We start from the raw sequence: 24,628 nt of genomic DNA, 5'->3' as shown, positions 1-24,628 counted from the left end.
CCCGGCCCGCTCGGCGCTGCCGGCGATCCGGCCCGGCCGCGCCGGCGGGTCCGGACAGGGAGCATGCCGAGGCGCAGGCGAGGACGCTCGCGGCCGGCGGCAAGCTGGCCGATCAGGAGAAGTGGAAGCAGGCCGAGCATCCGTTCGACGCCTATGCCCGCTTCAAGACGCAGGCCTCGTCCGGAGCCTATCCGAAGCCCGAGGACAATTTCCGCTGGCGCTATCACGGCCTGTTCTACGTCGCCCCGGCGCAGGACAGCTATATGTGCCGCCTGCGCATCCCCAACGGCATCCTGAAAGCCTGGCAGTTCGAGGGCGTCGCCGATCTCGCCGAACGTCACGGCGGCGGCTACAGCCACGTCACCACCCGCGCCAATCTGCAGATCCGCGAGATCGAGGCGCAGGGCGCGCCGCTGCTGCTCGAAGGGCTCGCCGATCTCGGCCTCACCGCCAAGGGCTCCGGCGCCGACAACATCCGCAACGTCACCGGCTCGGCCACCGCCGGCATCGACCCGCGCGAACTGCTCGACACCCGCCCGCACGCCCGCGCCTGGCACCACCACATCCTCAACGATCGGTCGCTCTACGGCCTGCCGCGCAAGTTCAACGTCGCCTTCGACGGCGCCGGCTCGATCGCGACTCTGGAGGACACCAACGACATCGGCTTCCAGGCGGTCGAGCTCGCGGAGGGAGCCTCCTGCGAGGGGCAGCCGGTCGAACCGGGGATCTGGTACCGGCTCGCGCTCGGCGGCATCACCGGCCACAGGGACCTCGCCCGCGACACCGGCGTCGTCGTCGCGCCCTCCGATGCCGTCGCCGTGGCCGATGCGATCGTGCGCGTCTTCATCGCCCATGGCGACCGCACAAACCGCGGCAAGGCGCGGCTGAAATACGTGCTCGACGCCTGGGGCTTCGACAAGTTCCTCGCCGCCGTCGAGGACAGGCTCGGCCGCCGGCTGGTCCGGGTCGACCGCGCTTGCGTCAGGCCGCGCCCGGTCTACGACCGCCTCGCCCATATCGGCGTGCACCGTCAGGTCCAGGCAGGCCTCAACTGGGTCGGCGTCGCGCTGCCGGTCGGCAAGCTCACCGCCGCACAGATGCGCACCATCGCGGCGATCTCGAAAGCCTGCGGCGACGGCGATATCCGCCTCACCGTCTGGCAGAACCTGCTGATCTCCGGCGTGCCCGACGCGAAGATAGACGACGTCCTCGCCAGTCTCGAGGCAATCGGCCTCTCGGCCGAAACCTCGATCCTGCGCGCCGGTCTGATCGCCTGCACCGGCGCGACCGGCTGCAAGTTCGCTGCCGCCCACACCAAGGAGGATGCGCTCGCCATCGCCGCCCATTGCGAGCCGCGCCTCACGCTCGACCAGCCGGTCAACATCCACCTCACCGGCTGCCACCATTCCTGCGCCCAGCACTATATCGGCGATCTCGGCCTGATCGGCGCCAAGGTGCCGGTGAACGAGGATGGCGACACCGTGCCCGGCTACGACGTCCTGGTCGGCGGCGGCTACGGCGTCGACGGCGGCATGGCCCGGCCCTTCCGCGAGAAGGTCAAGGCGCAGGAGGCGCCGGCGCTGGTCGAGGCGATCCTGCGCACCTGGCAGACCCACCGCGCCGGCCCCGACGAGAGCTTCGTCGCCTTCGCCCGCCGCCATGACATGGCGGCGCTGCAGGCGCTCGTCGCCGCGACCGGAGAGGCCGCATGACCGTCCAGGCTCCGAACCCGCTCGTCCAGGTCCTGCCCGAGACCGCGCCCTTCAGCGAGGAGCAGCGCTCCTGGCTCAACGGCTTCTTCGCCGGCCTGCTCTCGCTCGACAATGCCGGCGTCACCGCGCTCTCGCCGGCCGAGAACGCCGCGATGATGGGCGAGGCCGATGACGGCGCGCCCTGGCACGATCCGGCGATGGCGCTGGCCGACCGGATGAAGCTCGCCGAAGGCAGGCCGCTGCCGCGCCGGCTCTTCGCTGCGATGGCGCAGCAGGATTGCGGCCAGTGCGGCTATGTCTGCGAGACCTATTCCGCCGCCATCGCCGAGGGCAAGGAGGGCCGGCTCAACCTCTGCGCGCCCGGCGGCAAGGAGACGCTGCGCCAGCTCAAGGCACTGATGGAGGAAGGCGGAGGCGGAGCGACCGCCACGGCCCCCGCCGCGCCGGAGCAGCCGGCGCCCGCAGGCCCCCCCGGCCGCTCGCGCGAGAACCCGGCGCTCGCCACCTTCCTCTCGCGCCGCAGGCTGAACGGCGAGGGCTCCGAGAAGGAGACCTGGCATGTCGAGTTCGACCTCTCCGAGAGCGGACTCGACTATGTCGTCGGCGACGCCTTCGGCATCCTCGCCCGGAACGATCCACGCCTGGTCGACGCCGTCATCGCCCTGCTCGGGGCCCGGCCCGACGCCGATATCGGCGGCAGGAGCCTGCGCGAGAGGCTGCTGGACGATCGCGCGCTCGGGCCGGCGCCCGACGCGCTGTTCCAGCTGATTTCCTATGTCACCGGCGGCGAGGCCCGCCAGAAGGCCAAGCGGCTCGCGGCCGGAGAGGACCCGGACGGCGATCTCGACCGGCTCGACGTGCTCGGCACGCTGCACAAATTCTCCTCGGCGCGGCTCTCGCCCGAAGCCTTCGTCGAGGCGCTCGATCCGCTGCAGCCGCGGCTTTATTCGATCTCGTCCTCCTGCAACGCCACGCCCGGCCGCATCTCCCTCACGGTCGACACGGTGCGCTACACGGTCGGCTCGCGCCCGCGCTGGGGCGTCGCCTCGACCTTTCTCGGCGAGCGCGTCCAACCGGGCGACAAGGTGCCGGTCTATGTCCAGCGCGCCCATGGCTTCGGCCTGCCGGCCGATTCCGAGACGCCGATCGTCATGGTCGGTCCCGGCACCGGCGTCGCGCCCTTCCGCGCCTTCCTGCACGACCGCCGGGCGACCGGCGCGAAAGGGAAGAACTGGCTGTTCTTCGGCCATCAGCGCCGGGCTTCAGACTTCTTCTACGAGGACGAGCTCAACGCGATGAAGGATGAGGGCCTGCTCACCGGCCTGACCCTAGCCTGGTCGCGCGACGGCAAGGACAAGATCTATGTGCAGGACCGCATGCGCGAGCGCGGTGCCGAGCTCTTCGCCTGGCTCGAGCAGGGCGCGCATTTCTATGTCTGCGGTGACGCCAAGCGCATGGCCAAGGATGTCGAGCGCGCCATGGTCGACGTCGTCGCCGAGCACGGCAGGCGCTCCGTCGACGAGGCGGTCGCCTATGTGGCGGCGCTGAAGAAGGCGGGACGCTATCAGGCCGATGTCTACTGAGGCGCCCCGAGCCCGACCGGGACAGGGCCGAACCCCCGCCCGTTGATCGCGGCGGCATGACCGGGCGTCCGGTCCCGCTCGCGCCGAGGCATCTTCCGGCTGGCCCGTATTCGTGATGTGTCTGGGCTGGAGACCGGTTTGCCGATCGGATTGCTCAGTCCGATCGGCTTCGGCTCGCGCGCATCCGTCCCTCCCAGGCAATCCGCCCGGAGCCACGATGCCGGCTGGAGGAGGAACGGGACAGTGCCGAGCGGGGGCGTCTTCACCACTGGTCAGATGGCTGAGATCGCGCGCAGGCGCCTGCCGCGGGCGATCTTCGACTTCGTCGAGGGCGGCGCGGGATCGGAGATCGCGCTCGCGCGCAATCGCGCACGCTTCGAGGAGATCGCCCTGCTGCCGCAGGCCCTGCGCGACTGCGCTGCGGCGACGTCGCAGGTGACGCTCTTCGGCCGGCGCTATGCGGCGCCGTTCGGCGTCGCGCCGATGGGGTTTGCCGATCTGATCCGCCCCGGGACCGACCGTGCCCTCGCCCGCGCCGCGAAGGAACGGAACATCCCCTATGTCCTGTCGACGGCGGCGACGACCTCGATCGAGGCGATCCGCGATATCGCGCAGGACAATCTCTGGTTCCAGCTCTATCCCGGTTCCGACGAGGCCATGGCCTCCGCGCTGATCGTGCGGGCGCTGAGGGCTGGCGTCACCACGCTGGTGGTGACGGTGGATATTCCGGTTCCGGCCAAGCGCGTCAGGGACCTCGCCAACGGGCTCGCCATTCCCCTGCGCCCCTCGCTACGCACGATCCTCGATGTGGCACGGCATCCGGCCTGGCTGGCGAGAGCCTTGTCCGGCCCGCGCCTCGGCATGGCGAATTTCGTCGAGAACAAAGGGGCGCTGAGCGGGCTGAAACATGCCGAGTTCGTCTCGCGCCAGCTCTCCTGCGCTGCCCTCGACTGGCCCCGGATCGAACGCATTCGCGCGGCCTGGCCACATCATATGGTCATCAAGGGCATCCTCAACCCCGCGGACGCACGAACGGCCGCGCGGCTGGGCGCGGACGGCATCGTCGTCTCCAACCATGGCGGGCGCCAGCTCGATGCGGCGCCGGCGCCAATCGAGGCCCTGCCGGCCATCCGCGACGCCTGCGGGGACGCGCTGACGCTCATCCTGGACAGCGGCGTCAGGACCGGTGACGACATCGCCCGCAGCCTGGCGCGCGGCGCCGATTTCGTGCTGCTCGGACGCCCCTTCCTCTTCGCCGTCGCGGCGCTGGGCCCGGCGGAGGGCCCGAGCGCCGTCATCGACATCCTGCGCGACGAGCTCGTGAACACGCTCGTCCATCTCGGTTGCCCGGATCCGGGGGCGCTGGACGGCGGCTTCCTGTGGCCGCCGCGGACGCATGCGACGGTGGCGCCGGCCGGGCGGGAGGAGGACCGATGAAGATCGCGGTGATGGGAGCCGGCGCGGTCGGCTGCTACTACGGCGCCATGCTGGCGCGAGCCGGCCATGCCGTCACGCTCGTCGCGCGGCCGCAGCATGTGAAGGCGATCCTGGATCGCGGCCTCGTCCTCGAGACCGCGTCCTTCACCGAATCCATCGCCATTGCGGCGGCTGCCGACGCCGCCGGGGTGCGCGATGCGGACCTCGTGCTCTTCTGCGTCAAGTCGGGCGACACCGTCGCGGCCGGGCGCGAGATGGCGCCCCATCTCGCGCCCGGCGCCACGATCCTCAGCCTGCAGAACGGCGTCGACAATGCCGAGCGCCTGCAGCAGCTGCTGGGGCGGCCCGTGATCCCGACCGCCGTCTATGTCGCGACCGAGATGCCGGCGCCGGGCCATGTCCGGCATCATGGCCGCGGCGAGCTCGTCATCGGCGCGGGGGAGAGGAGTCCGGCGCTCGCCGAGATGTTCGCGCGCGCCGGCGTCAGGACCGAGATCTCCGGGCGTGTCGTCGACGACCTCTGGACCAAGCTGATCGTGAACTGCGCCTACAACGCGCTCTCGGCCATCCCCCAGCTGCCCTATGGCCGGATGATGCGCGTCAGCGGCATCGCCGCGTCCATGACGGACATCGTCGAGGAGTGCCTCGCGGTGGCGCGCGCCAGCGGTGTGCGGGTGGAGGACGGCATTCTCGCCAAGGTGCTCGGCCTCGCCGCCACCATGCCCGATCAGCTCTCCTCGACCGCCCAGGACCTCGCCAGGGGCAAGCCGACCGAGATCGACCATCTCAACGGCTACATCGTCCGGACCGGCGAGCGGCTCGGCGTCGCGACGCCGGCCAATCGCCTGCTCACGGTGGTCGTCAGGCTGATGGAGGCGCGCGGCTCCGACTGAGCGGGACCACCTCCGCCCCGCCGTTCCCGCAGGGCGTCGATGCCGGCTGCGCCGATTGTGGCCTGCGATCGGCGCATGCCATCCTGCCCCTGCCGGCTCCGGCGAACCAGAACAACAGGTAGGAAACGACTTCAATGCAGCGCAGATCATTTCTGAGGGGCGTCGGCGCCGGCGCCGCCGCGGGCATCGCATCTCCCGCCATCGCGCAGAGCATGCCGTCCATCACCTGGCGCCTGGCATCGAGCTATCCGAAATCGCTGGATACGCTGTACGGGGCCAGCACATACCTGTCGGAAGCGCTGTCGGCGGTCACCGACGGCCGCTTCAAGCTCCAGGTCTTCGCGGCGGGCGAGATCGTGCCCGCGCTTCAGGTCGCCGACGCGGTCACGAACGGCACCGTCGAGATGGGCTATTCCGGCTCCTATTTCTACATCGGCAAGGATACCGCCTTCGCCTTCGGCACCGTGATCCCCTGGGGCCCGAACAGTCGGCAAATGCAGGCCTGGCTCTACCAGGCCGGCGGCCTCGAACTGCTCAACGAGTTCTACGCCAGGTTCAACCTCTACAATCTTCCGGGCGGCAACACCGGCTCGCAGATGGGCGGCTGGTTCCGCAAGGAGATCAACTCGATCGCCGATCTCCAGGGGCTGAAGATGCGCATCGGCGGGCTCGGCGGCAATGTGCTGCAGAAGATGGGCGTCGTCCCGCAGCAGCTCGGCGCCGGCGACATCTACCCGGCGCTGGAACGCGGCGTGCTCGACGCGGTCGAGTTCGTCGGCCCCTATGACGACGAGAAGCTCGGCTTCGCCAAGGTCGCGCCCTATTACTACTATCCGGGCTTCTGGGACGGCTCGGCCGAGCTGAGCTTCTTCATCAATCTCGAGAAGTGGAACAGCCTGCCGCCGGCCTATCAGAAGGCGCTGAAGACCTGCGCCATGGCGGCGGGCCACGACATGCAGGCGAAATATGACATGCTCAACCCGGCGGCGCTGAAGCGGCTGCTGGCCGGCGGTGCCAAGCTCCGGCCGCTGCCGAACGACATCCTCAAGGCGAGCTACAAGATCACCCGGGATCTCTATGCCGAGATGTCGGCCGCGAACCCGAACTTCAAGAAGATCTACGACCACCTCTGGGCGTTCCAGCAGGACAGCCTGCGCTATTGGGCGATCTCCGACTTCTCCTACGACTACATGTCGGTCTCGGCCCTGCAGCAGCGCTGGGCCGAGGGCTGATCGCCGCGGCCGGCAGCGCCGTCCGGCCTCGCCGCAGATGGGCCCAGACGTCGTCCCGGGGCCGGTATCCGATCGGCGTCTCGCCCCCGGCAAGGTCCGGGGGCATGCCGCTATTGGCCGACATGCCGTCGATCCCGGTCGAGAGGAAGGCCGGCGCCGCGGGGCGTCAGCGGCCGAACAGCTTGAGCGTGATCGCGATGCTCGGCGCCGCGCGCCACTCCATGCTGGTCCAGCGCGTGCCTTCGAAGATGACGACGCTCATCGCGTCGCTGGCCGCGCCGGCATCGCGGGCGACGATGGCGTCGAGAATGGCGCGGTGCTGGCGCAGCGCCAGCGCGAAGCGCTCGGGGTCGTCGACCGGCGCGCTCAAGGCGAAGGCGGCGGCGAGCGCCGTCTCGATGACCGAACCGATCGAATGCAGGAACGGATTGCCGGAAGCGCCGAGGATGGCGCGGTGGAAGGCGAGATCGGCCGCGATGAACCCTTCCCGCGTCTGGTCCGGCGGCCCCATGCGATGCCAGGCGGCCTCGATCTGGCAGATGTCTTCCTCGCTCCGCCGCAGCGCCGCCGAGGCGGCCGCCAGCGGCTCCAGCGCCTGCCGGATATCGAAGAGATTCTCGAAGAACGGCGCGTCGGCGCCGCGCTGCAACCGCCAGCTCAGAATGTCGGCGTCGAACATGTTCCAGCGCTTCTCTTCGAGGATGCGCGTGCCGACCTTGGTCTTGGGCTCGACCAGGCCCTTGGCGGCGAGGGTCTTGAGCGCTTCGCGCAGGACCGAGCGCGAGACGGAGAAGCGCTCGGTCAGCTCGGCGTCGCCCGGCAGGGTGCTGCCGATCGGGTACTGGCCGGCGACGATCCGGCGGCCGATGCCGTGCACGACGAGGTCATGCGCCGAGCGTGACAGCGACGAGGCGAAGCCGGGCTGCGGCGAGTTCATGGCGTGCCCCCACGCCGGGCACAGCGTCGCGCCGGGAGGCCGCGGCGCATACCGGGCCTATTTCTTCTTGTTGTAGACATCGATCGAGACGGCTGCGAGCAGGACCAGGCCCTTGATCACCTGCTGATAGTCGATGCCGATGCCGAGGATCGACATGCCGTTGTTCATGACCCCCATGACCATGGCGCCGATCACTGCGCCGGTGACCTTGCCGACGCCGCCCGAGGCCGAGGCGCCGCCGATGAAGCAGGCGGCGATGACGTCGAGCTCGAAGCCGAGCCCGGCCTTAGGCGTCGCGGTGTTGAGGCGCGCGGCGAAGATCAGCCCGGCGAGGCCCGCGAGCACGCCCATGTTGACGAAGGTCAGGAAGGTCAGGCGTTCCGTCTTGATGCCGGAGAGCCGCGCCGCCTTCTCGTTGCCGCCGAGGGCGTAGATGCGCCGGCCGATCACGGTCCGGTTGGTGACGAAGGCATAGAGGGCGATCAGCACGAACATGATCACCAGCACGTTCGGCAGGCCGCGATAGGTGGCGAGCTGATAGCAGAAGGCGAGGACCAGCAGCGCGAGCAGCGCGTTCTTGGCGGCGAACAGCGCGAAGGGCGAGGTCTCGACGCCGTGACGCAGCTGGTTGGCCCGGCTGCGCAGGCTGAAATAGACCATCACGACGACGCAGGCCGCCCCGAGGAAGAGCGAGGTCAGGTTGAAGCCGTCGACGCCGAACAGGTCCGGGATGAAGCCGGAGGACAGCTTCTGGAAGGTCGGCGGGAAGGGGCCGACCGACATGCCGCCGAGCAGAGCCAGCGTCAGGCCCTTGAAGACCAGCATGCCGGCGAGCGTGACGATGAAGGACGGCACGTGGAAATAGGCCACCCAATAGCCCTGCGCCGCGCCGATCAGCCCGCCGACGACCAGGCAGATGATGATGGTCGGCACGAAATGGAAGCCGTACCGCACCATCAGCACGGCGGCGAGGCCGCCGACGAAGCCGACCACCGACCCGACCGAAAGATCGATATGCCCGGCGACGATCACCAGCAGCATGCCGAGCGCCATGATGACGATGTAGCTGTTCTGCAGGATCAGGTTGGTCAGGTTGAGCGGCTTCAGCAGCGTGCCGTCGGTGACCAGCTGGAAGAACAGCATGATCACCAGCAGCGAGAGCAGCATGCCGTAGTCGCGGAAATGCGACTTGACGAAGCTCAGCGAGGACGCGCCCTTCGAGCCGCGCACATCGTCGGTCAGGCTCGTATCCATCAGCGTCTCCCCGATCTCATGATGGCCTGCATGATCTTTTCCTGCGACGCCTGCGCGCCGTCGAGCTCGGCGACGAGGGCGCCCTCGTTCATCACGTAGATGCGGTCGCACATGCCGAGCAGCTCCGGCATTTCCGAGGAGATCATCAGCACCGCCTTGCCGGCCTCGGCGAGCTGGTTGATGATCGTGTAGATCTCGTATTTGGCGCCGACATCGATGCCGCGCGTCGGCTCGTCGAGGATCAGCACCTGCGGATCGGCGAAGAGCCATTTGCTCAGCACCACCTTCTGCTGGTTGCCGCCCGAGAGATTGACCGTCTGCTGATAGACGCTGGGGCTGCGGATCCGCAGCTTCGTCCGGTAGTCGTTGGCGACGGCGAGCTCGCGCATCTCGTCGATCACGCCGCCCTCGGCCACGCCCGCGAGATTGGCGAGGGTGATGTTCTTGGCGATGTCCTCGTCGAGGACGAGGCCGAGCGATTTGCGGTCCTCGGTGGCGTAGGCGAGGCCGCTGGCGATGGCGCGCCCGACCGTGCTGACGTCGATCTCCTTGCCGGCGAGCCTCGCCGTGCCGCTGATCTTCTGGCCATAGGCACGGCCGAACAGGCTCATCGCGAATTCGGTGCGCCCCGCCCCCATCAGCCCGGCGATGCCGACGATCTCGCCGCGCCGGATCTCGAGGTTGACGTTCCTCACCACCTGCCGCTCGGCATGGATCGGATGATGGGCGGTCCAGTTCTCGACCGAGAACAGCACCTCGCCGGGATGGCTCTCGCGCTTCGGGTAGCGGTCGGCCATCTCGCGCCCGACCATGCCCTTGATGATGCGGTCCTCGCTGATCTCCCGCTCGCGGCAGTCGAGGGTCTCGACCGTGGCTCCGTCGCGCAGCACGGTGATGGCGTCGGCGACCTTGGCGATCTCGTTGAGCTTGTGCGAGATCAGGATCGAGGAGATGCCCTGCTTCTTGAACTCGAGCAGCAGCGCGAGCAGCGCGTCGCTGTCGCGCTCGTTCAGGCTCGCCGTCGGCTCGTCGAGGATGAGCAGCCTGACCCGCTTCGCCAGCGCCTTGGCGATCTCGACCAATTGCTGCTTGCCGACGCCGAGCGTGGTGACGAGCGTCTCCGGCCTTTCCTTCAGCCCGACCTTGGCGAGCAGCTCCTTGGCCCGGGCCGAGGCGGCCGACCAGTCGATGACGCCATGGCGCGCCTGCTCGTTGCCGAGGAAGATGTTCTCGGCGATCGAGAGCAGCGGCACCAGAGCGAGCTCCTGATGAATGATGATGATGCCGAGGCTCTCGCTGTCGGCGATGCCGCGGAACTGGCGTTCCTGCCCGTCGAAATGGATCGCGCCGGAATAGGAGCCGTGCGGATAGACCCCGCTCAGCACCTTCATCAGGGTCGACTTGCCGGCGCCGTTCTCGCCGACCAGCGCGTGGATCTCCCCTGCCCTGACGGTCAGGTTGACGTCGTCGAGCGCGTTGACCCCCGGGAACGTCTTGGTGATCCCGCGCATTTCCAGAATCGTCTGCATCGATCCATCCCGCAGCGGAGGAGGCGCGGGCGAAGGGCGCCCGCGCGGAGAACGCAGCCGATTCCGGCGCGCCGCGCGCGCCGGGCCCGGCTCACTTCACCTGGTTCTCGGTGTAGTAGCCGCTGGCGATCAGCGTCTCCTTCCAGTTGGAGGCGTCGACGCTGACCGGCTTCAGCAGGTAGGACGGCACGGTCTTGACGCCGTTCTCGTAGGTCTTGGTGTCGTTGACCTCGACCTGCTTGCCCGAGAGCATGGCGTCGACCATGTTCGCGGCGACCTTGGCGAGCTCGCGCGTGTCCTTGAACACGGTCGAGGTCTGCTCCTTGTTGAGGATCGACTTGACCGACTGGACCTCGGCGTCCTGGCCGGTGATCACTGGCATGGACTGCTTGCCGCTGCCGTAGCCGACGCCCTTGAGCGAGGAGATGATGCCGATGCTCAGCCCGTCATAGGGCGAGAGCACGGCGTCGACGCGCTTGTCGGCGTAATAGGCGCTGAGCAGGTTGTCCATGCGGGCCTGGGCGACGGCGCCGTCCCAGCGCAGGGTCGAGACCTTGTCCATGCCGAGCTGGCCGCTGCGCACCACGAGCTTGCCGCTCTTGATGTAGGGCTCCAGCACCGACATCGCGCCGTTGTAGAAGAAATAGGCGTTGTTGTCGTCGGGCGAGCCGCCGAACAGCTCGATGTTGAACGGGCCCTTGCCGTCCTTCAGCCCGAGCGCCTTCTCGATATAGCTCGCCTGCAGCACGCCGACCTGGAAATTGTCGAAGGTGGCGTAGTAGTCGACATTCTTGGAATTGCGGATCAGCCGGTCATAGGCGATGACCTTGATGCCCTTGTTCGCGGCCTGCTGCAGCGCGTCCGACAGGGTAGTGCCGTCGATGGCGGCGATGACCAGCACCTTGACGCCCTTGGTGATCATGTTCTCGATCTGGGCGAGCTGGTTCGGGATGTCGTCCTCGGCATATTGCAGGTCGACGGCGTAGCCCTTCTCCTTCAGCGACTTCACCATGTTGTCGCCGTCGGCGATCCAGCGCGCCGAGGATTTGGTCGGCATCGACACGCCGATCGTGCCCTTCTGCTGGGCCTGCGCCATCGGAGCAAGCGCGAAGGCGCCAAGAGCGAGCGCCATCATCCATCGGATTGCCTTCATGCGTCTCTCCCATGTCGGTCTGCGATCGGCTCTCCGGCCGACCTGCCGATTAATCATATAATATGCGAACCGGCAGCCTTAATTGGGCAGAGCCGCCATGGCTTGTCAATCGCGCGGCACCCGTTTTGCGATAGACGGACATCGATACGCAACCGAAGGACAGGCCGGGCGCCGGGCGCCCTTTCGCTGCTCCGGCCATGCTCGACGGAACTTCCGAATGGTCAGTCCGTTGCTCCTCACGACGTCGCAGCGGGGGAGCGCATGGCGGGCAGCAAGAGCGCAGACAGGAGTGGCGCCCCGCTGTTCGGCGCGGCGGCGGTTTCGCTCGCCGGCCTCGCCGTCCTGCCGCTGAGCGATCTCGGCGCGCTCTCCTTGCAGATGACCCAGCACCTCGTCCTGATGAACGTCGCCGCGCCGGTGACGGCAGCGCTGCTGGCGTCGCGCGCGCCGCAATTCGGCTCCGCGGCCCTGTGGCTCGTCGCGCTCGCCCAGCTCCTTCTGCTCTGGGCCTGGCACCTGCCGGCCCTGCAGCAGGCCGTCGCCGCATCCGGGCCGTTGCAGGCGAGCCTGCTCGTGCTGCTGAGCGCCGCCGCTCTGGCCTTCTGGCTCGCGGTGGCCGCAGCCGAGCGGGCCAACGCCTGGCGCGCCGTCGCCGGCTTGCTCGCGACCGGCAAGTTCAGCTGCCTGCTCGGCGCGCTGCTGATCTTCGCCCCGCGCGACCTCTACCAGCTGCCGGAGCTCGCTTTGGCCTTCTGCAGCAGCGGCCCGTCCTCCCTGGCGGACCAGCAATTCGCCGGCCTGCTGATGGTGACCGCCTGTCCGCTCAGCTACCTCGTCGCCGGCGTCACCGTCGCGGCGCGCCTGCTGGCCCGTCTCTCCGACGGCCCCGAACGCCATGTCGCTGGCGCACGCTAGAGCCGCCGCCGACTGGCTGCTGCGGAGCTGGCGCCGGCTGGGCGCCGCGCTGCTGGCGCTCGCCGCCGCCGGGGGTGTCGCGATCGTCCTCTTCGCCTGGTCGGGGCTCTACAGCGTCGCCGCCAGCAGCGGCCATTGGGCGCTCGTCGAGCTCTTCCTGCGCTTCGGCATGGAGAGTTCGGTCAGGACGCATGCGCCGGCGCTGACGCCGCCCGACCTGCGCGACGACAGCCTGATCCGGCTCGGCGCCGGACATTTCCACGCCGGCTGCGCCTTCTGCCATGGCTCGCCCGGCACGCCTGTCGGCGCGGCGGCGCTGAAGATGCTGCCGCCTCCGCCGGCGCTCGACGCCAGGCTCTCGGAATGGACCGACCAGCAGCTCTTCTGGATCGTCCGCCACGGCATCAAGTACACCGGCATGCCGGCCTGGCCGGCTCAGGGACGGGACGACGAGGTCTGGGCTCTGGTCGCCTTCCTGCGCCGCCTGCCGTCGCTCGACGCGGCGTCCTATGCCGCGCTCGCGCTGGGCGAGATCGAGCCCAGGCCGGAGACCGCCCGCCAGATCGTCAGCGGCGAGGACCGGGTCGAGACGATCGAGGCCTGCGCACGCTGCCATGGCCTGGAAGCAGGGCCGCGCAGCCGGCTCGTGCCCGTGCTCCACGGTCAGCCACGGCAGATGCTCGAGACGGCCCTGCACGCCTACCGCCGCCGCGAGCGCGACAGCGGCATCATGCAGGTCGCCGCCGCCGAGCTCGACGACAAGGCGGTGCGCGACCTCGCGGCCTTCTATGCGAGGCTGCCGCCCCCGGCGGCCCCGCCGCCGCCGGCCGCGCCGGACGCGGAGGCGATCGCGCGCGGCGCGGTCCTCGCGGCCCAGGGCGATCCGGGCCGGCAGATTCCGGCCTGCCTGAACTGCCATGGCGGAGCCGGCCTGCCGGCCTACCCACGGCTGTCCGGCCAGCCGGCGCGCTATCTCTCGGGCCAGCTCGCGGCCTGGCGTGCCGGCCTCAACGCCAGGACCCCGGGCGGGACCGTGATGGCTGCGATCGCCCGCCGCCTGACCGGGCAGCAGGCCGCGGACGCAGCGGCCTACTTCGCCAGCCTGCCGCTGCCGCCGGCCCAGGAGGCCCGCCGATGAGGCTGCCGGTGGCAATCTCCGCGCTGCTCGCGCTCGCCGCCTGCACGGACCGGCAATCCGTCATGGCCGCGCACGGGCCCGAGGCTGGGCGCGTCGCGCTGCTGGCCGGCATCGTCTTTGCCGGCGCGGCCGTGATCATGCTCGTCGTCATGGCCGCGCTCTGGGTCGCCCTGAGAGGCTCGGAAAGCCAGCGCGCCGCGCTCGCCGGCGAGACGGCGATCAGGATCGGCGGCATTGCCTTCCCGGCGATCACGCTGAGCGTTCTGCTCGGCTACGGCCTCTGGCTGATGCGCGACAGCCTCGCGGATGCGCCGCCGGCGCTGCGCATCGAGGTCACCGGCGAGCAATGGTGGTGGCGGCTCCGCTACCGCGGCGGGGACGGCGCCGCCTTCGCCGAGGCCAACGAGATCCGCATCCCCGTCGGCGCCGAGGTCGAATTCGAGCTGCGCTCGGCCGACGTGATCCACAGCTTCTGGGTGCCGAGCCTCGGCGGCAAGCTCGACATGATTCCGGGCCGGACCAACCGCCTGCGGCTCAGGGCCGAGCGCGCCGGCGTCTATCGCGGCCAGTGCGCCGAGTATTGCGGCGGGCCGCACGCCCTGATGGCGCTCGAGATCATCGCCATGCCGCAGGCGGAGTTCGCGGCCTGGCTCACGGCGGGGCGACGTCCCGCGCCCGCCCCCGCGGGTCAAGCCGAGCGCCGCGGCGCCGAGCTCTTCCTGGCCGCGGGCTGCGGCGGCTGCCATGCGATCCGCGGCACCGCGGCCGAAGGCGCGATCGGCCCGGACCTTTCGCGTGTCGGCGGGCGCCGCTTCCTCGCTGCCGCGACCATTCCCGCCGGGCGCGAAAATCTCGCCCGCTTCATCGCCCATGGCCAGGACCTGAAGCCCGGCAATCTGATGCCGCCCTTCCGTCTTCTCGCCCCGGCCGAGCTCGACGCGCTCGCCGCCTATCTGGTGAGCCTGAGATGAGCGCGAACGACCATGAGGGCGGCCGGGCCGCGCCCCTGCCCAACCCGCTGCCGCGACCGGACGGCGAGCTCGAGGCGCTGAAGCGCGCCTGGGCGCTCCCGAAGGGCTGGCGCATCCTCGGCGCCGTCAACAACACCGTGATCGGCGGCTTCTACATCGCCACCGCGTTCCTGTTCTTCCTGCTCGCCGGCATCCTCGGCCTGCTGATCAGGCTGCAATTGGCGGTGCCCGGCAACGGCTTCCTCAGCCAGGAGAGCTACAACCAGATCTTCACCATGCACGGCACGGTGATGATGTTCCTGTTCGCGGTGCCGGCGGTCGAGGCGGTCGGCGTGCTGCTGCTGCCGCAGATGCTGGGCGCGCGCGATCTGCCGTTCCCGCGGCTCGGGGCCTTCGCCTTCTGGGCCTATCTGGTCGGCGGCCTGGTCTTCTTCTCGACGCTCTTCTTCGGCACGGCGCCGTCGGGCGGCTGGTTCATGTATCCGCCGCTGACCGGCACGCGCTACTCGCCCGATATCGGCGCCGACTGGTGGCTGCTCGGCATCGGCTTCATCGAGATCTCGGCGATCGCGGGCGCGATCGAGATCATCGTCGGCGTGCTGCGAACGCGGGCGCCCGGCATGACGCTCGCGCGCATGCCGGTCTTCGCCTGGACCATGCTCGTCTTCGCCTTCATGGTCGTCTTCGCCTTTCCGGCGGTGATCCTGGCGACGATCCTGCTCGAGCTGGAGCGCGCCTTCGACTGGCCGTTCTTCATCGCCGCGCGCGGCGGCGACCCGCTGCTCTGGCAGCATCTGTTCTGGTTCTTCGGCCATCCCGAGGTCTACATCATCTTCCTCCCCGCGGCCGGCATGGTCTCGATGATCGTCCCGACGATGGCCGGCACCTCGCTGGTCGGCTACCGGCTGATCGTGGTCGCCCTGATCGCCGTCGGCTTCTTCAGCTTCGGCCTGTGGGTGCACCACATGTTCGCCACCGGCATTCCGGCGCGCTCGCTCGGCTTCTTCTCGGCGGCGAGCATGGCCGTGGCGATCCCGAGCGGCATCCAGGTGTTCGCCTGGATCGCGACCATCGCCGCCGGCCGGCTGAGACTGACGGCAGCTTCGCTCTTCGTCGTCGGCTTCCTGTTCATCTTCACGCTCGGCGGGCTGACCGGCGTGATGGTCGCGCTCGTGCCGTTCGACCGCCAGGCCCACGACACCTATTTCGTCGTCGCCCACCTGCATTACGTGCTGTTCGGCGGCATGGTCTTCCCGCTCTTCGCCGCCTTCTACTACTGGGCGCCGGCGCTGAGCCGCCGGGCGCTGTCGGAGCGGCTCGGCAGATGGGCCTTCGGCCTGATCTTCTGCGGCTTCAACCTCGCCTTCCTGCCCATGCACGTCACCGGGCTGATCGGCATGCCGCGCCGGGTCTATACCTATCCGGCCGGCATGGGCTGGGACGGCCTCAACCTGGTCTCGACGCTGGGAGCCTTCCTCCTCGCGGCCGGCGTGCTCGTTTTCCTCGTAGACCTCGCGCGCAATCTCCGGCCGACCAACCACGATTCGGCCGGCGACATCTGGCGGGCCAATACGCTCGAATGGCTGCCGAACCACGTCTTCGCCGCGCGCAGCATCCCGCGGATCGACAGCCGCGACCCGCTCTGGGATCAGCCGGACCTGGCCCGCGACGTCGACGCCGGCCGGCATTACCTGCCCGGCACCGCGACGGGAGGTCGCGAGACCCTCGTCACCTCCTCGCTCGAGGCGAGGCCGGGCCATCTGCTGCGTCTGCCCGGCCCCGGCTGGGCGCACGTCTTCGCCGCCGTCTTCACCGCGGGCTTCTTCCTGCTGCTGACGGTCAAGGCGGTCGCGCTCGCGCTCGCCTGCGGCGTGGCGGCGGTCGCCGCGATGCTCGTCTGGATGCGCGAGAGCGATCCGCCGCCGGCCGGCATGGTCGATCTCGGCGGCGGCGTCGCGGTGCCGACCTACGCCTCGGGTCCGGCCTCCCATTCCTGGTGGGCGGTGGTCGTGCTGCTGCTGGTCGCCGCCGCGCTCTATTCCTCCTACCTCTTCGGCTATCTCTATCTCTGGACCGTCTCGCCGCAGCAATGGCCGGCGCGCGAGGCCCTGCCGCCGCTCGGCCGGACCGGCTTCAGCCTGCTCATGCTGGCCGTGAGCGCCGGCGCCCTCCTGATGGCGCGCGGCCTGCTCGCCGCGGGAGGGCCGCGCCGCGGCCTGCTCGCGATCACCGTCGCGGCCGGCGTGGCGAGCCTGCTCGCGGCGCTCGGACACGATCTCTGGTCGAACTGGGCGTCCGGCCTCAGGCCGCAGGCCAGCGGACACGCCGCCCTGGTCTATGCCAACGCCGTTCTGCAGGGGCAGCTCGCCGGGGCGGTCGCGGTGATGGCCGGCTTCGCGCTCTCGCGCATCGCGACCGGGCAGGTCGACGGCACGAGGCGGGTCGTCTTCGACAACCTCGCCCTGCTCTGGGCTTATGCCGTCGGCCAGGGCGCCGTCGGCCTGGCGCTGACCCAGGGCTTCCCACGATGGGTGGCCGGCTCATGACCGCCGCGGCCAGGACATGGCGCTCGCTCGGCTGGCTCGCCGGCCCCGTCCTCTGGGCCGCGGTCTTCCTCGCGGCCTATGCCTCGGAAGCGCTCGTCTGCACGCGGCTGGAACGGCCCGGCTGGCATGGAGCCATCGTCGCGGCGGCCGGATGCATCGCCATCCTCCTGATCGCCGCCCGGCTCTGCCGAACGGCGCGGCGCAGCGAGGAGACGGCCGGCCGCTTTCTCGCCCGCACCGGCGCAACGCTCGACTGGCTCAGCCTGGTTGCGATCGGCTGGACGATATCCGCCGCCCTGCTTCTGCCCGCCTGCGCGGTGTGAGCACGAGGCCGGGGAGGGCCTCTCCGGCCACGGCCGAGGCTTAGAGCCGGATCCGTCTCTCACTCTTAGCTGAGAGCTCGTTCCGATCAGCTTGCGGTGCAAGCTGATCGGAACGGGCTCTAGCGCTGCAAATTTGGCAGATCCATGCTGTTTTTGTGCGGCGCAGCCGGTCCTGCGCGGGGTGACGGACATCCTCCGGGTGCTATCTCTCGCTGAGACCGCTCAGAGACTGTGCACTGGATGCCATGTCGGCCCGCTCGGTGCGACGCGCGACGACGTCGCCCGCTCCGAACTCACAGCCTCGCAGCCGCGGACCAAGATCCTGAAAAAGAGGCAAGAGGATCGATGCCAGAACACGCCGAAGACGTTGGTTCACTCAGCTCGAGCGAAATTTCGAAGCGCGCCGCTTCAGCTCGGGTCGAAGACGGCCGGACGGATGGCTTCACCATCGAAGCCTTGGCGCGCGAATTCCATCTGACGCGGCGCGCCCTGCGCTTCTATGAAGCCCGCGGACTCCTCTCGCCGGCCAAGGAGCAGGGACGGCGCATCTATTCCGCCAGGGATCGGGCCAGCCTGATCCGCATTCTCAAAGGCAAGCAGCTGGGCTTCACCCTGTCGGAGATCCGCGCCCTGCTCGCGGGCGAGCCGAGGCCTGCGGGACACGAGGCGGACGTCGTGGTCGATTTGGACGGCCTGCTTCTGACCCGTGGTCAGATCGTCTCGCAGCTCAATCTGCTGCATGACCGGCACAGGGAAACCACCGAGGCGATCGCCGAGCTCGAAGCCATTATCGCCGGCGCGCGGCTATAACCTTTTCGGTTGCGGATGATGAAACCCCTAAATTGGCCAGCCTGGACGCGTCGTCATGACCTCGCGTGAGCGGAACGGCGCCAACAAGGCGCTCAACATACTCATCATCGGCATCGTACCCAGTCTGATGATCTGGGGCATCACGGGTCACTGCTGATGAATTTCCTGTCCACCGCCGCCGTCGAAGCCCTCTTCGGCGTGGCCGGAGGATTTGTCGGCTGGAGACTGAACTCATTGCGGCGGGAGGAATGGCGCAGGCGCTGCCGGGCCTCCGGCTCACCCCAGCGGGCTTTCCCGTCAAGCGGGCCGGTCAGCGGCTGCGCAATGCTGCGCGGGAGACGGATTCGCGACGAGCGGATCGAGAGCGCGGTCCGGTCAGGGGGCGAGAGCGCGGCGATCTCGCAGCTCCACAATCATGGATGCGTCGCTGAAGCCAGCTATACTGCCCGTCGCCGCCCAAGGAGGCCTCCGCCGCGTCCCGGCGCGGCGGAGGCCCGCGAGCCCGCCCCTCCAGGAGGAAGGCGCAGGCTCGTGAGTCGTCCGAGGGTCACCAGACGACTTTCAGCCCGAGGCGTCCTGCGATGCTGTGGCCGTTGGCGTTGCCGAGGGCGAGATTGTAGTCGCCCGAGGCGAAGACGCTGGTGGTCCGGCTGATCTGGCCGGAGACGCCGAGGCCGAACTGGGCCCAGGTGCCGCCGAGCTCGGTGTTGAGCGCGACCGGGTTGTTGCCGGAGAGGCCGGAGAAGGTGGTCTTCGCATCGGGGCCGAAGGCGTGCCAGAGATTGGCCCGGCCCCAGACCGTGACGATGCGCCCGTCCTCGCGGGTCCACGCCTTGGTCAGGCGGGCGCCGAGGCGGCCGTAGACGGCGTTGGTGTCGTCATAGCGCACCAGGCCGTAGCTGTCGGCGCCGTCGTCGATCGAGACGCGCTGGTAGATCAGCTGCGCCTGCGGCTCGAGCGCCCAGCCCTGGCCGAGCGCGACCGGATAGCCGGCCTCGAGCGAGGCGGTGAAGCCCCAGCCATTGGTCTTCAGCGTCTCGCCCAGCACCGAGTTGCCGCGGATGCGGTCGTACCAGGTGCCCTGCAGCACGGCGTCGACATACCAGCCCGAGGCGCCCTTGCGCGTCCAGTAGGCGCCGAGCGAGTAGCCGTTCATCGTGGTCGAGCCGGCCTTGCCGCCATAGACCGCCTTGACCTCGCTGTCGACGCGGCCCGCGCCGACGTAGAGGCCGGCGATGTCGCGCGTGCCGTTGTCGTTGAGCCTGCGGTAGAGGTCCATGCCGATCTGCGCGCCGGCCACCCCGAAATCGTAGGACGGCCCGTGCTTCTCGAAGCGGGAATAGCGCGAGATCATCCCCTTGCTGCCATAGCCCACCTCGCCGGTCTCGCCGAAGACCCGGGCCCAGACCGCCTTGCGCCGCTCGCCCTCGCCTGTGGCGGCATCGGCGTCATAGCCGTTCTGCTGCGCCGTCGGCGTGCAGCGGTAGCCCTTCGCCGGGTCCTTGCACCAGACCGGCCTCGCCGGCGGCGCGGCGGCCGGGTCGGTGTAATCCTCGCCGGCGCGGTCGTGATAGGTGCCGAGCATCGCCAGGCCGAAGCGGTTGGCCAGCGCCGGCACCGCCATGTCGACCGGCACCTCGACGCGATAGTTCGGCAGCTGGGTCGGCTCCGGCTGCGCCGCCGCCGGCGTCGCGGGCGTGGTCGACGGCGTCGTGGTCGTGGTCGTCGTGGTGGTCGGGATCAGGGTCGAGCGCAGGTACCAGTCGCCGTCGCCGGCATTGGCGCCGACGCCGTTGTGGTAGAGCAGGTACTCGTAGGCGCCGGCGGCGACGCGGTTGCCGAGCACGAAGGCTCCGCTCGCCGAAGTGCCGTCGACCTGCACCACCTTGATGCCGTCGCTGGTGGTCTGCGCGCCGCCGCCCGTGGTGTTCGTCACGAGGAGCGAGGTCGCGCCGGAGCCGAGCACGCTGGTGCCCTGGATCACCAGCCGGTCGGTGGCCGAGGCGTCGGCCCCGAGGAAGGTGTCGACCAGCAGCCGCCCGCCATTCGAGACATAGTTGCCGCCGACCGTCAGCCTGTCGCCGGCCGCCCCGTCCCGCATATTGATCGTGCCGGCATTGGCCAGCTGCCCGCTCATCGAGTAGACGCCCGTCCCGCCGCCGGTCGCCTCGAAGGTCGAGGTCGCGTCGATCGCCATGTTGCCCGTCAGCGCAAAGGCGTTGAGACCGTCGAGCGTCGAACCATTGCTCAGGAACAGGCCCGAGCCCGTATCCGAGCCCACCGTCAGCGCCCCGTCCGAGATCGTCAGCCGGGTCGCGTCCAGCGTGACCACTTCCCAATTGACGAGGTTCGCGCCGGGCGCCGACACCGTCAGCCCCCGGAACGTCAGCCGGTCGACCCAGCCATCGGCGATAGAGACATCGTCGCCGCCGTCGAGCACCTGGCTGCCGTCATAGGTTGCGGCCGTCACGAGCATCGTGTCGGAGCCCGTGTACATATAGATGTTGCCGGCCACCGTGCCGCCGCGCCATTCGAGCAGGTCGTCCCCCGCTCCGGTGAAGGTCCGGCCGTTGACCGAGCCGCCCATGAGGTAGATGCTGTCGTTCTCGGCAGCGGTTATGATCGCATAGGCGCTGGCGTTGCCGGGATCCGTCGCGGTGATCTCGCCCCAATTGGTTAGCGTCGATGCCTGGGCGGCGTTGAACTCGACGCCGCGAATGGTGCCGCTGACGATCCCGGTCGCATTGTTGGTGACGTTGACCGAGCCATAGGTCGACCGGATCGTCATGCCGACCTGATAGCCGGTCCAGGAGCCGTTGTTGACGATCGTCACCGAGCCCATGTTGCTGTTCAGGGCGAGGTCGGCGCCGAAATTCCCACCGCCGCGACTGATCGCCTGGACAGTGCCGTCGTTCACGATGACGAGGCTCGTCGCCGAGGGCCCGGCAATATTGTTCGTGATGCCGTCGACCGTCACCCCACCGCTGAAGGCGTTCGTCACCAACGCGCCGCTGAGGATATGGATCTTGATGTCGCCGGTGCCGATGGTGATCCCGTTGCCACCAACGAAAAAGGAGGAAGCCTGATTGAGGCGGATGTTGAAGACGGTGTTGGAGCAATCCCAGGTGCCCGCATTCAACACGCACTGGGCCGCGGCCGGGCTCGACAGGGCCGCCAGGCAGAGCAGGACCGGGACGCCCAGCCCACTCCGAAGCAATGCCTGGATCGAGAGCCTGCCGCCCGCGCGGTGCGCGCCGCGACGGCTTGCCCCCGACAGGCGGCCGAGCAGGCGAGGAAAGAGACCGATCAGCCGCTCGTGCCGCACCGCGCGGGAAGCTCCAGTCATTGAATACCCCGATTCGAGAATGTGAAATCAGGATCATCCAACACTCGGGTCCGGTAACGGCAACCAGCCGCGCCTGCAAAAAAGGGAAGGCAATTGCACAAAACGGCACGTATTCGCCGCACGGGCGGCTGGAGACTCAGCGGCCGAAAGCACCTACGTCGCTGAAGCACCGGTGATCGCCCGCCGCGCACCGATGGCCAATACGGCAAGATGAACCGATATATAGGCCTCGATGAGTGCGACGATCGGCGGGAGCAATTCTATCCTGCGGCCCAAAGGCTCGCCCAGCTTCAGATAGCCGAGCCCCTCCGCCAAGGACATGACCCTTTGCATCTGGGTCCGCGACACGCCGAATGATTTGCTTATGTTGCTAGCATTGCAGACGACCACATTCTCTGAGTTACGCTGCGCATATAACGAAAACAGAAGCTTCAACCCGCCGCTCATTTCAAAAAATTGCCTGAGCGACGGTATTCCATCGATGATCTTGAGGCCGTTCAGATAGAGATGCTGAAATCCGAAGGCCGAAATCGCGCAAATCGCTTTCGGGTTTCGATCCAGGAACCGCCCGTATTCGTCGGTTCCGTCCAGTGTCTGTACTGCCTCGATCGCCGGAGACAGGATTCCGTTCAAGGCCGCAATCGCCTTGGCGGTCGGAACGAAAATCTTGACCCGTGCGTCGACGAGCGCGACTTCTCTCGTGCAATACCCCGCAGCCTGGATGACGCCGAGCAGGGCCGCGACCTTGCGAGGTCCAGCCAGCCTGTATTTGACGCAGTAGTCCTGGACCCGCGTCAACGTGGCACCGGACGCCGGATCGTTCTGGTCGCGGCAGAAATCCAGATAAAAGATATAAGCCGCGATCATATGGTGAATTTCCGTCGCAGTAATATGATTTAGGAAAAAATTTCCTCGCATATATTCTAAATAATTCTTAGCGTACAAATTGGATGTGGAATAGAATATATCAGATGACCTATAAGACAGCGCCAGAGAAGTCACACTCTCAGGAAGAACGTCCAGATTCATTCAAATACCAAATATTCACAGTAACTTGATGCCATTGCTTCAAGCAATCCAGAAATCGACGACGACAACTGGCGATCCTTATCAATTTCCACCCGCGAGAGCAACAGCGCGCGCCTCGAAATCGTCGCTCTTCCAATGAAAACGTCACACCTCATCCTTTCCGAGCCGTCGCCGGAGCGCGAGGCGCTCCTCGCCGCAGGCAGGCCGATTGTGAGCGTCAGAGCCGGTTTCGATCGCCTGGGCGGCATCGGCCGCCCTGCTTCTGCCCGCCTGCGCGGTGTGAGGACGGAGCCGACGGCGCCTTTCACGCCGCCGTGCCGTTCGAGCAGGTCGTTCCCCCGCCGAAGCGGCCGCGCCCATCCGGCCGCCGAAGCTCAGCAGCGCTGGTAGATGTCCTCGATGCGGATGATGTCGTCCTCGCCGAGATAGGAGCCGACCTGGACCTCGATGATCTCGAGCGGGATCTTGCCCGGATTGGCCATGCGGTGGACGCAGCCGATCGGCAGATAGATCGACTCGTTCTCGTGGACGAGGAGGGTCTCGTCGTCCCGCGTCACCTCGGCGGTGCCACGCACCACCACCCAGTGCTCGGCCCGGTGGTGATGCTTCTGCAGGGAGAGCACGCCATTGGGCTTGACCGTGATGCGCTTGACCTGGTGGCGCGTGTCGAGATCGACCGACAGGTACTTGCCCCAGGGCCTGTGGATCTCCCGGTGGCTGACGGCCTCGGGCTCATGGTTCGCCGCGACCAGCGCGACGGCGTCCTTGACCCTGCCGGCCTGTGCCCTCGACGTCACCAGGACCGCGTCGCGCGTGGCGATCACCGCGACGTCGTCCAGTCCGACGACGGCGACGACGGCCTCGTCCGAGCGCACCAGATTGTTCGCGCCATCCAGCACATAGCCGCGCCCCTGGACGACGTTCCCGTCCTTCCCCTTCTCGGAGACCTGCCAGACCGCGCTCCAGTCGCCGATATCCGACCAGCCGAAATGACCGGCGATCACTGCGGCCGCATCCGGCCGCTCGGAGCTCGCCGGCCGGGACGCGGGCGCCGGCAGCTCGGCGAAGGCATCGGCCTCCAGCATGCGGATTCCGAGACTGGCCTCCTTCGAGGCGGCGCTGCCGATCGGCATCGCGGCGGCCTGCAGCCTGGCCTGCATCGCCGTCGCGGCGAAGACGACATTGCCCGAATTCCACAGATAGCCGTCGGCGAGATAGCGCGCCGCCAGGGCCGCGTCGGGCCTCTCGGCGACATCCTCGACCTCGCGGGCGCCTCCGGCGATCTCCGCCCCGGGACGGATATAGCCATAGGCGGTCGCCGGGTAGGAGGGCGGCACCCCGATCGCGACGATGCGTCCCTGCGCGGCGACGGCGGCGGCCCTGGCGCAGGTCTCGACGAAGAGCCTGCCGTCCTGCACGACATGATCGGCGGGGAAGATGCCGACCAGCGCCGCCTCGCTGCGGGCGAGGCCGAGCTCGGCCGCGATCGCCGCGGCCGAATGCGCGCCGCGCCCGGAGGGTTCCGGCACGATCTCGGCGCGCAGCCCGAGAACCTGCAACTGGTCGGCGACGGTGAAGCGCTGCTCCGGGTCCGTCACCACGATCGGCGTGTCGAAGACCGCCTCGTCCGACAGCAGCCGCAGCGTGCGCTGGAAGGTCGAGTCCCGGCCGAACAGCGGGATGAACTGCTTGGGCATCGTGGCGCGCGCGGTCGGCCACAGGCCGGCGCCGTGTCCCGTGCACATCACGACGGGAATGATCTTCGGCGACATGGTCCGGCTCCCCGAAAGCGGTTGCTGCTCGCGCCCGCATTCTGGAAG

18 protein-coding genes are annotated in these 24,628 nt (G+C 68.6%); 11 read left to right on the top strand and 7 right to left on the bottom strand.

Annotated features, from left to right (window positions below):
- From CS1GBM4_RS20085 to CS1GBM4_RS20065, 5 genes are all read left to right on the top strand, one after another.
- Positions 1-1,712: NirA family protein (locus tag CS1GBM4_RS20085; protein ID WP_186420533.1), on the top strand; the 1,712-nt coding region annotated here is incomplete at its 5' end.
- A complete protein-coding gene (locus tag CS1GBM4_RS20080; RefSeq protein ID WP_186420532.1) occupies positions 1,709-3,295 on the top strand; it encodes a sulfite reductase subunit alpha in 1,587 nt (528 codons plus the stop codon). The genes CS1GBM4_RS20085 and CS1GBM4_RS20080, both read left to right, overlap by 4 nt.
- Positions 3,296-3,571: 276 nt before the next feature.
- Entirely contained in the window at positions 3,572-4,732 is a 1,161-nt protein-coding gene (locus CS1GBM4_RS20075; protein ID WP_186420531.1) for an alpha-hydroxy acid oxidase, read from the top strand.
- The gene (locus CS1GBM4_RS20070; protein WP_186420530.1) at positions 4,729-5,625 is read left to right on the top strand and encodes a 2-dehydropantoate 2-reductase; all 897 of its coding nucleotides are present in this window, start codon (positions 4,729-4,731) and stop codon (positions 5,623-5,625) included. The genes CS1GBM4_RS20075 and CS1GBM4_RS20070 overlap by 4 nt, the downstream gene beginning before the upstream one ends.
- A 134-nt stretch (positions 5,626-5,759) precedes the next feature.
- The gene (locus CS1GBM4_RS20065; RefSeq protein WP_186420529.1) at positions 5,760-6,857 is read left to right on the top strand and encodes an ABC transporter substrate-binding protein; all 1,098 of its coding nucleotides are present in this window, start codon (positions 5,760-5,762) and stop codon (positions 6,855-6,857) included.
- A 166-nt stretch (positions 6,858-7,023) separates the two neighbouring features.
- On the opposite strand, the gene CS1GBM4_RS20060 is transcribed toward CS1GBM4_RS20065, so the two are convergent.
- The 4 genes from CS1GBM4_RS20060 to chvE all read right to left on the bottom strand — a co-directional run bounded on the left by CS1GBM4_RS20060 (position 7,024) and on the right by chvE (position 11,730).
- Positions 7,024-7,794, bottom strand: coding sequence for a FadR/GntR family transcriptional regulator (locus tag CS1GBM4_RS20060; protein WP_186420528.1), 771 nt, complete (start codon positions 7,792-7,794; stop codon positions 7,024-7,026).
- Between the two features lie 57 nt (positions 7,795-7,851).
- Entirely contained in the window at positions 7,852-9,036 is a 1,185-nt protein-coding gene (gene mmsB / locus CS1GBM4_RS20055) for a multiple monosaccharide ABC transporter permease (protein ID WP_280177741.1), read from the bottom strand.
- An 11-nt stretch (positions 9,037-9,047) separates the two neighbouring features.
- Positions 9,048-10,577: a multiple monosaccharide ABC transporter ATP-binding protein gene (gene mmsA, locus CS1GBM4_RS20050; RefSeq protein ID WP_186420526.1), complete on the bottom strand. Its 1,530-nt coding sequence runs from the start codon at positions 10,575-10,577 to the stop codon at positions 9,048-9,050.
- 91 nt (positions 10,578-10,668) lie between these two features.
- Positions 10,669-11,730 carry a multiple monosaccharide ABC transporter substrate-binding protein gene (gene chvE / locus CS1GBM4_RS20045; protein WP_186420525.1) on the bottom strand — a complete coding sequence of 354 codons (1,062 nt, stop codon included), beginning with the start codon at positions 11,728-11,730 and terminating at the stop codon, positions 10,669-10,671.
- 261 nt (positions 11,731-11,991) lie between these two features.
- On the opposite strand from chvE, the gene CS1GBM4_RS20040 reads away from it, so the two are divergent.
- The 6 genes from CS1GBM4_RS20040 (at position 11,992) to CS1GBM4_RS20015 (ending at position 18,433) form a co-directional block, all read left to right on the top strand.
- On the top strand, positions 11,992-12,645 hold the full coding sequence (locus CS1GBM4_RS20040; RefSeq protein ID WP_186420524.1) for a cytochrome c oxidase assembly protein: 654 nt from the start codon (positions 11,992-11,994) through the stop codon (positions 12,643-12,645).
- Positions 12,626-13,783 (top strand): c-type cytochrome, encoded by a 1,158-nt coding sequence (locus tag CS1GBM4_RS20035; RefSeq protein WP_186420523.1) that lies wholly within the window; start codon positions 12,626-12,628, stop codon positions 13,781-13,783. Before CS1GBM4_RS20040 ends, CS1GBM4_RS20035 begins: the two co-directional genes overlap by 20 nt.
- The gene (coxB, locus tag CS1GBM4_RS20030; RefSeq protein WP_186420522.1) at positions 13,780-14,754 is read left to right on the top strand and encodes a cytochrome c oxidase subunit II; all 975 of its coding nucleotides are present in this window, start codon (positions 13,780-13,782) and stop codon (positions 14,752-14,754) included. The genes CS1GBM4_RS20035 and coxB overlap by 4 nt, the downstream gene beginning before the upstream one ends.
- Complete coding sequence (ctaD, locus tag CS1GBM4_RS20025; protein ID WP_186420521.1) at positions 14,751-17,300, top strand: cytochrome c oxidase subunit I; 2,550 nt, start codon at positions 14,751-14,753, stop codon at positions 17,298-17,300. The genes coxB and ctaD overlap by 4 nt, the downstream gene beginning before the upstream one ends.
- Positions 17,297-17,623 carry a hypothetical protein gene (locus CS1GBM4_RS20020; protein WP_186420520.1) on the top strand — a complete coding sequence of 109 codons (327 nt, stop codon included), beginning with the start codon at positions 17,297-17,299 and terminating at the stop codon, positions 17,621-17,623. The genes ctaD and CS1GBM4_RS20020 overlap by 4 nt, the downstream gene beginning before the upstream one ends.
- Before the next feature lie 345 nt (positions 17,624-17,968).
- Positions 17,969-18,433, top strand: coding sequence for a MerR family transcriptional regulator (locus tag CS1GBM4_RS20015; protein WP_186420519.1), 465 nt, complete (start codon positions 17,969-17,971; stop codon positions 18,431-18,433).
- A 547-nt stretch (positions 18,434-18,980) separates the two neighbouring features.
- On the opposite strand, the gene CS1GBM4_RS20010 is transcribed toward CS1GBM4_RS20015, so the two are convergent.
- The 3 genes from CS1GBM4_RS20010 to CS1GBM4_RS20000 form a co-directional block, all read right to left on the bottom strand.
- Positions 18,981-21,779 (bottom strand): autotransporter outer membrane beta-barrel domain-containing protein, encoded by a 2,799-nt coding sequence (locus CS1GBM4_RS20010; RefSeq protein WP_186420518.1) that lies wholly within the window; start codon positions 21,777-21,779, stop codon positions 18,981-18,983.
- Positions 21,780-21,932: 153 nt separating this feature from the next.
- A complete protein-coding gene (locus CS1GBM4_RS20005; RefSeq protein WP_186420517.1) occupies positions 21,933-22,646 on the bottom strand; it encodes a hypothetical protein in 714 nt (237 codons plus the stop codon).
- Between the two features lie 536 nt (positions 22,647-23,182).
- On the bottom strand, positions 23,183-24,580 hold the full coding sequence (locus tag CS1GBM4_RS20000; protein WP_186420516.1) for a mannose-1-phosphate guanylyltransferase/mannose-6-phosphate isomerase: 1,398 nt from the start codon (positions 24,578-24,580) through the stop codon (positions 23,183-23,185).
- Positions 24,581-24,628: the final 48 nt, after the last annotated feature.

The sequence above is a fragment of the Allobosea sp. CS1GBMeth4 genome (assembly GCF_900185715.1).
Lineage (GTDB): Bacteria > Pseudomonadota > Alphaproteobacteria > Rhizobiales > Beijerinckiaceae > Allobosea.
The sequence above is the reverse complement of the archived record's forward strand: the minus strand, read 5'-3'. Positions and strand labels throughout refer to the sequence as shown.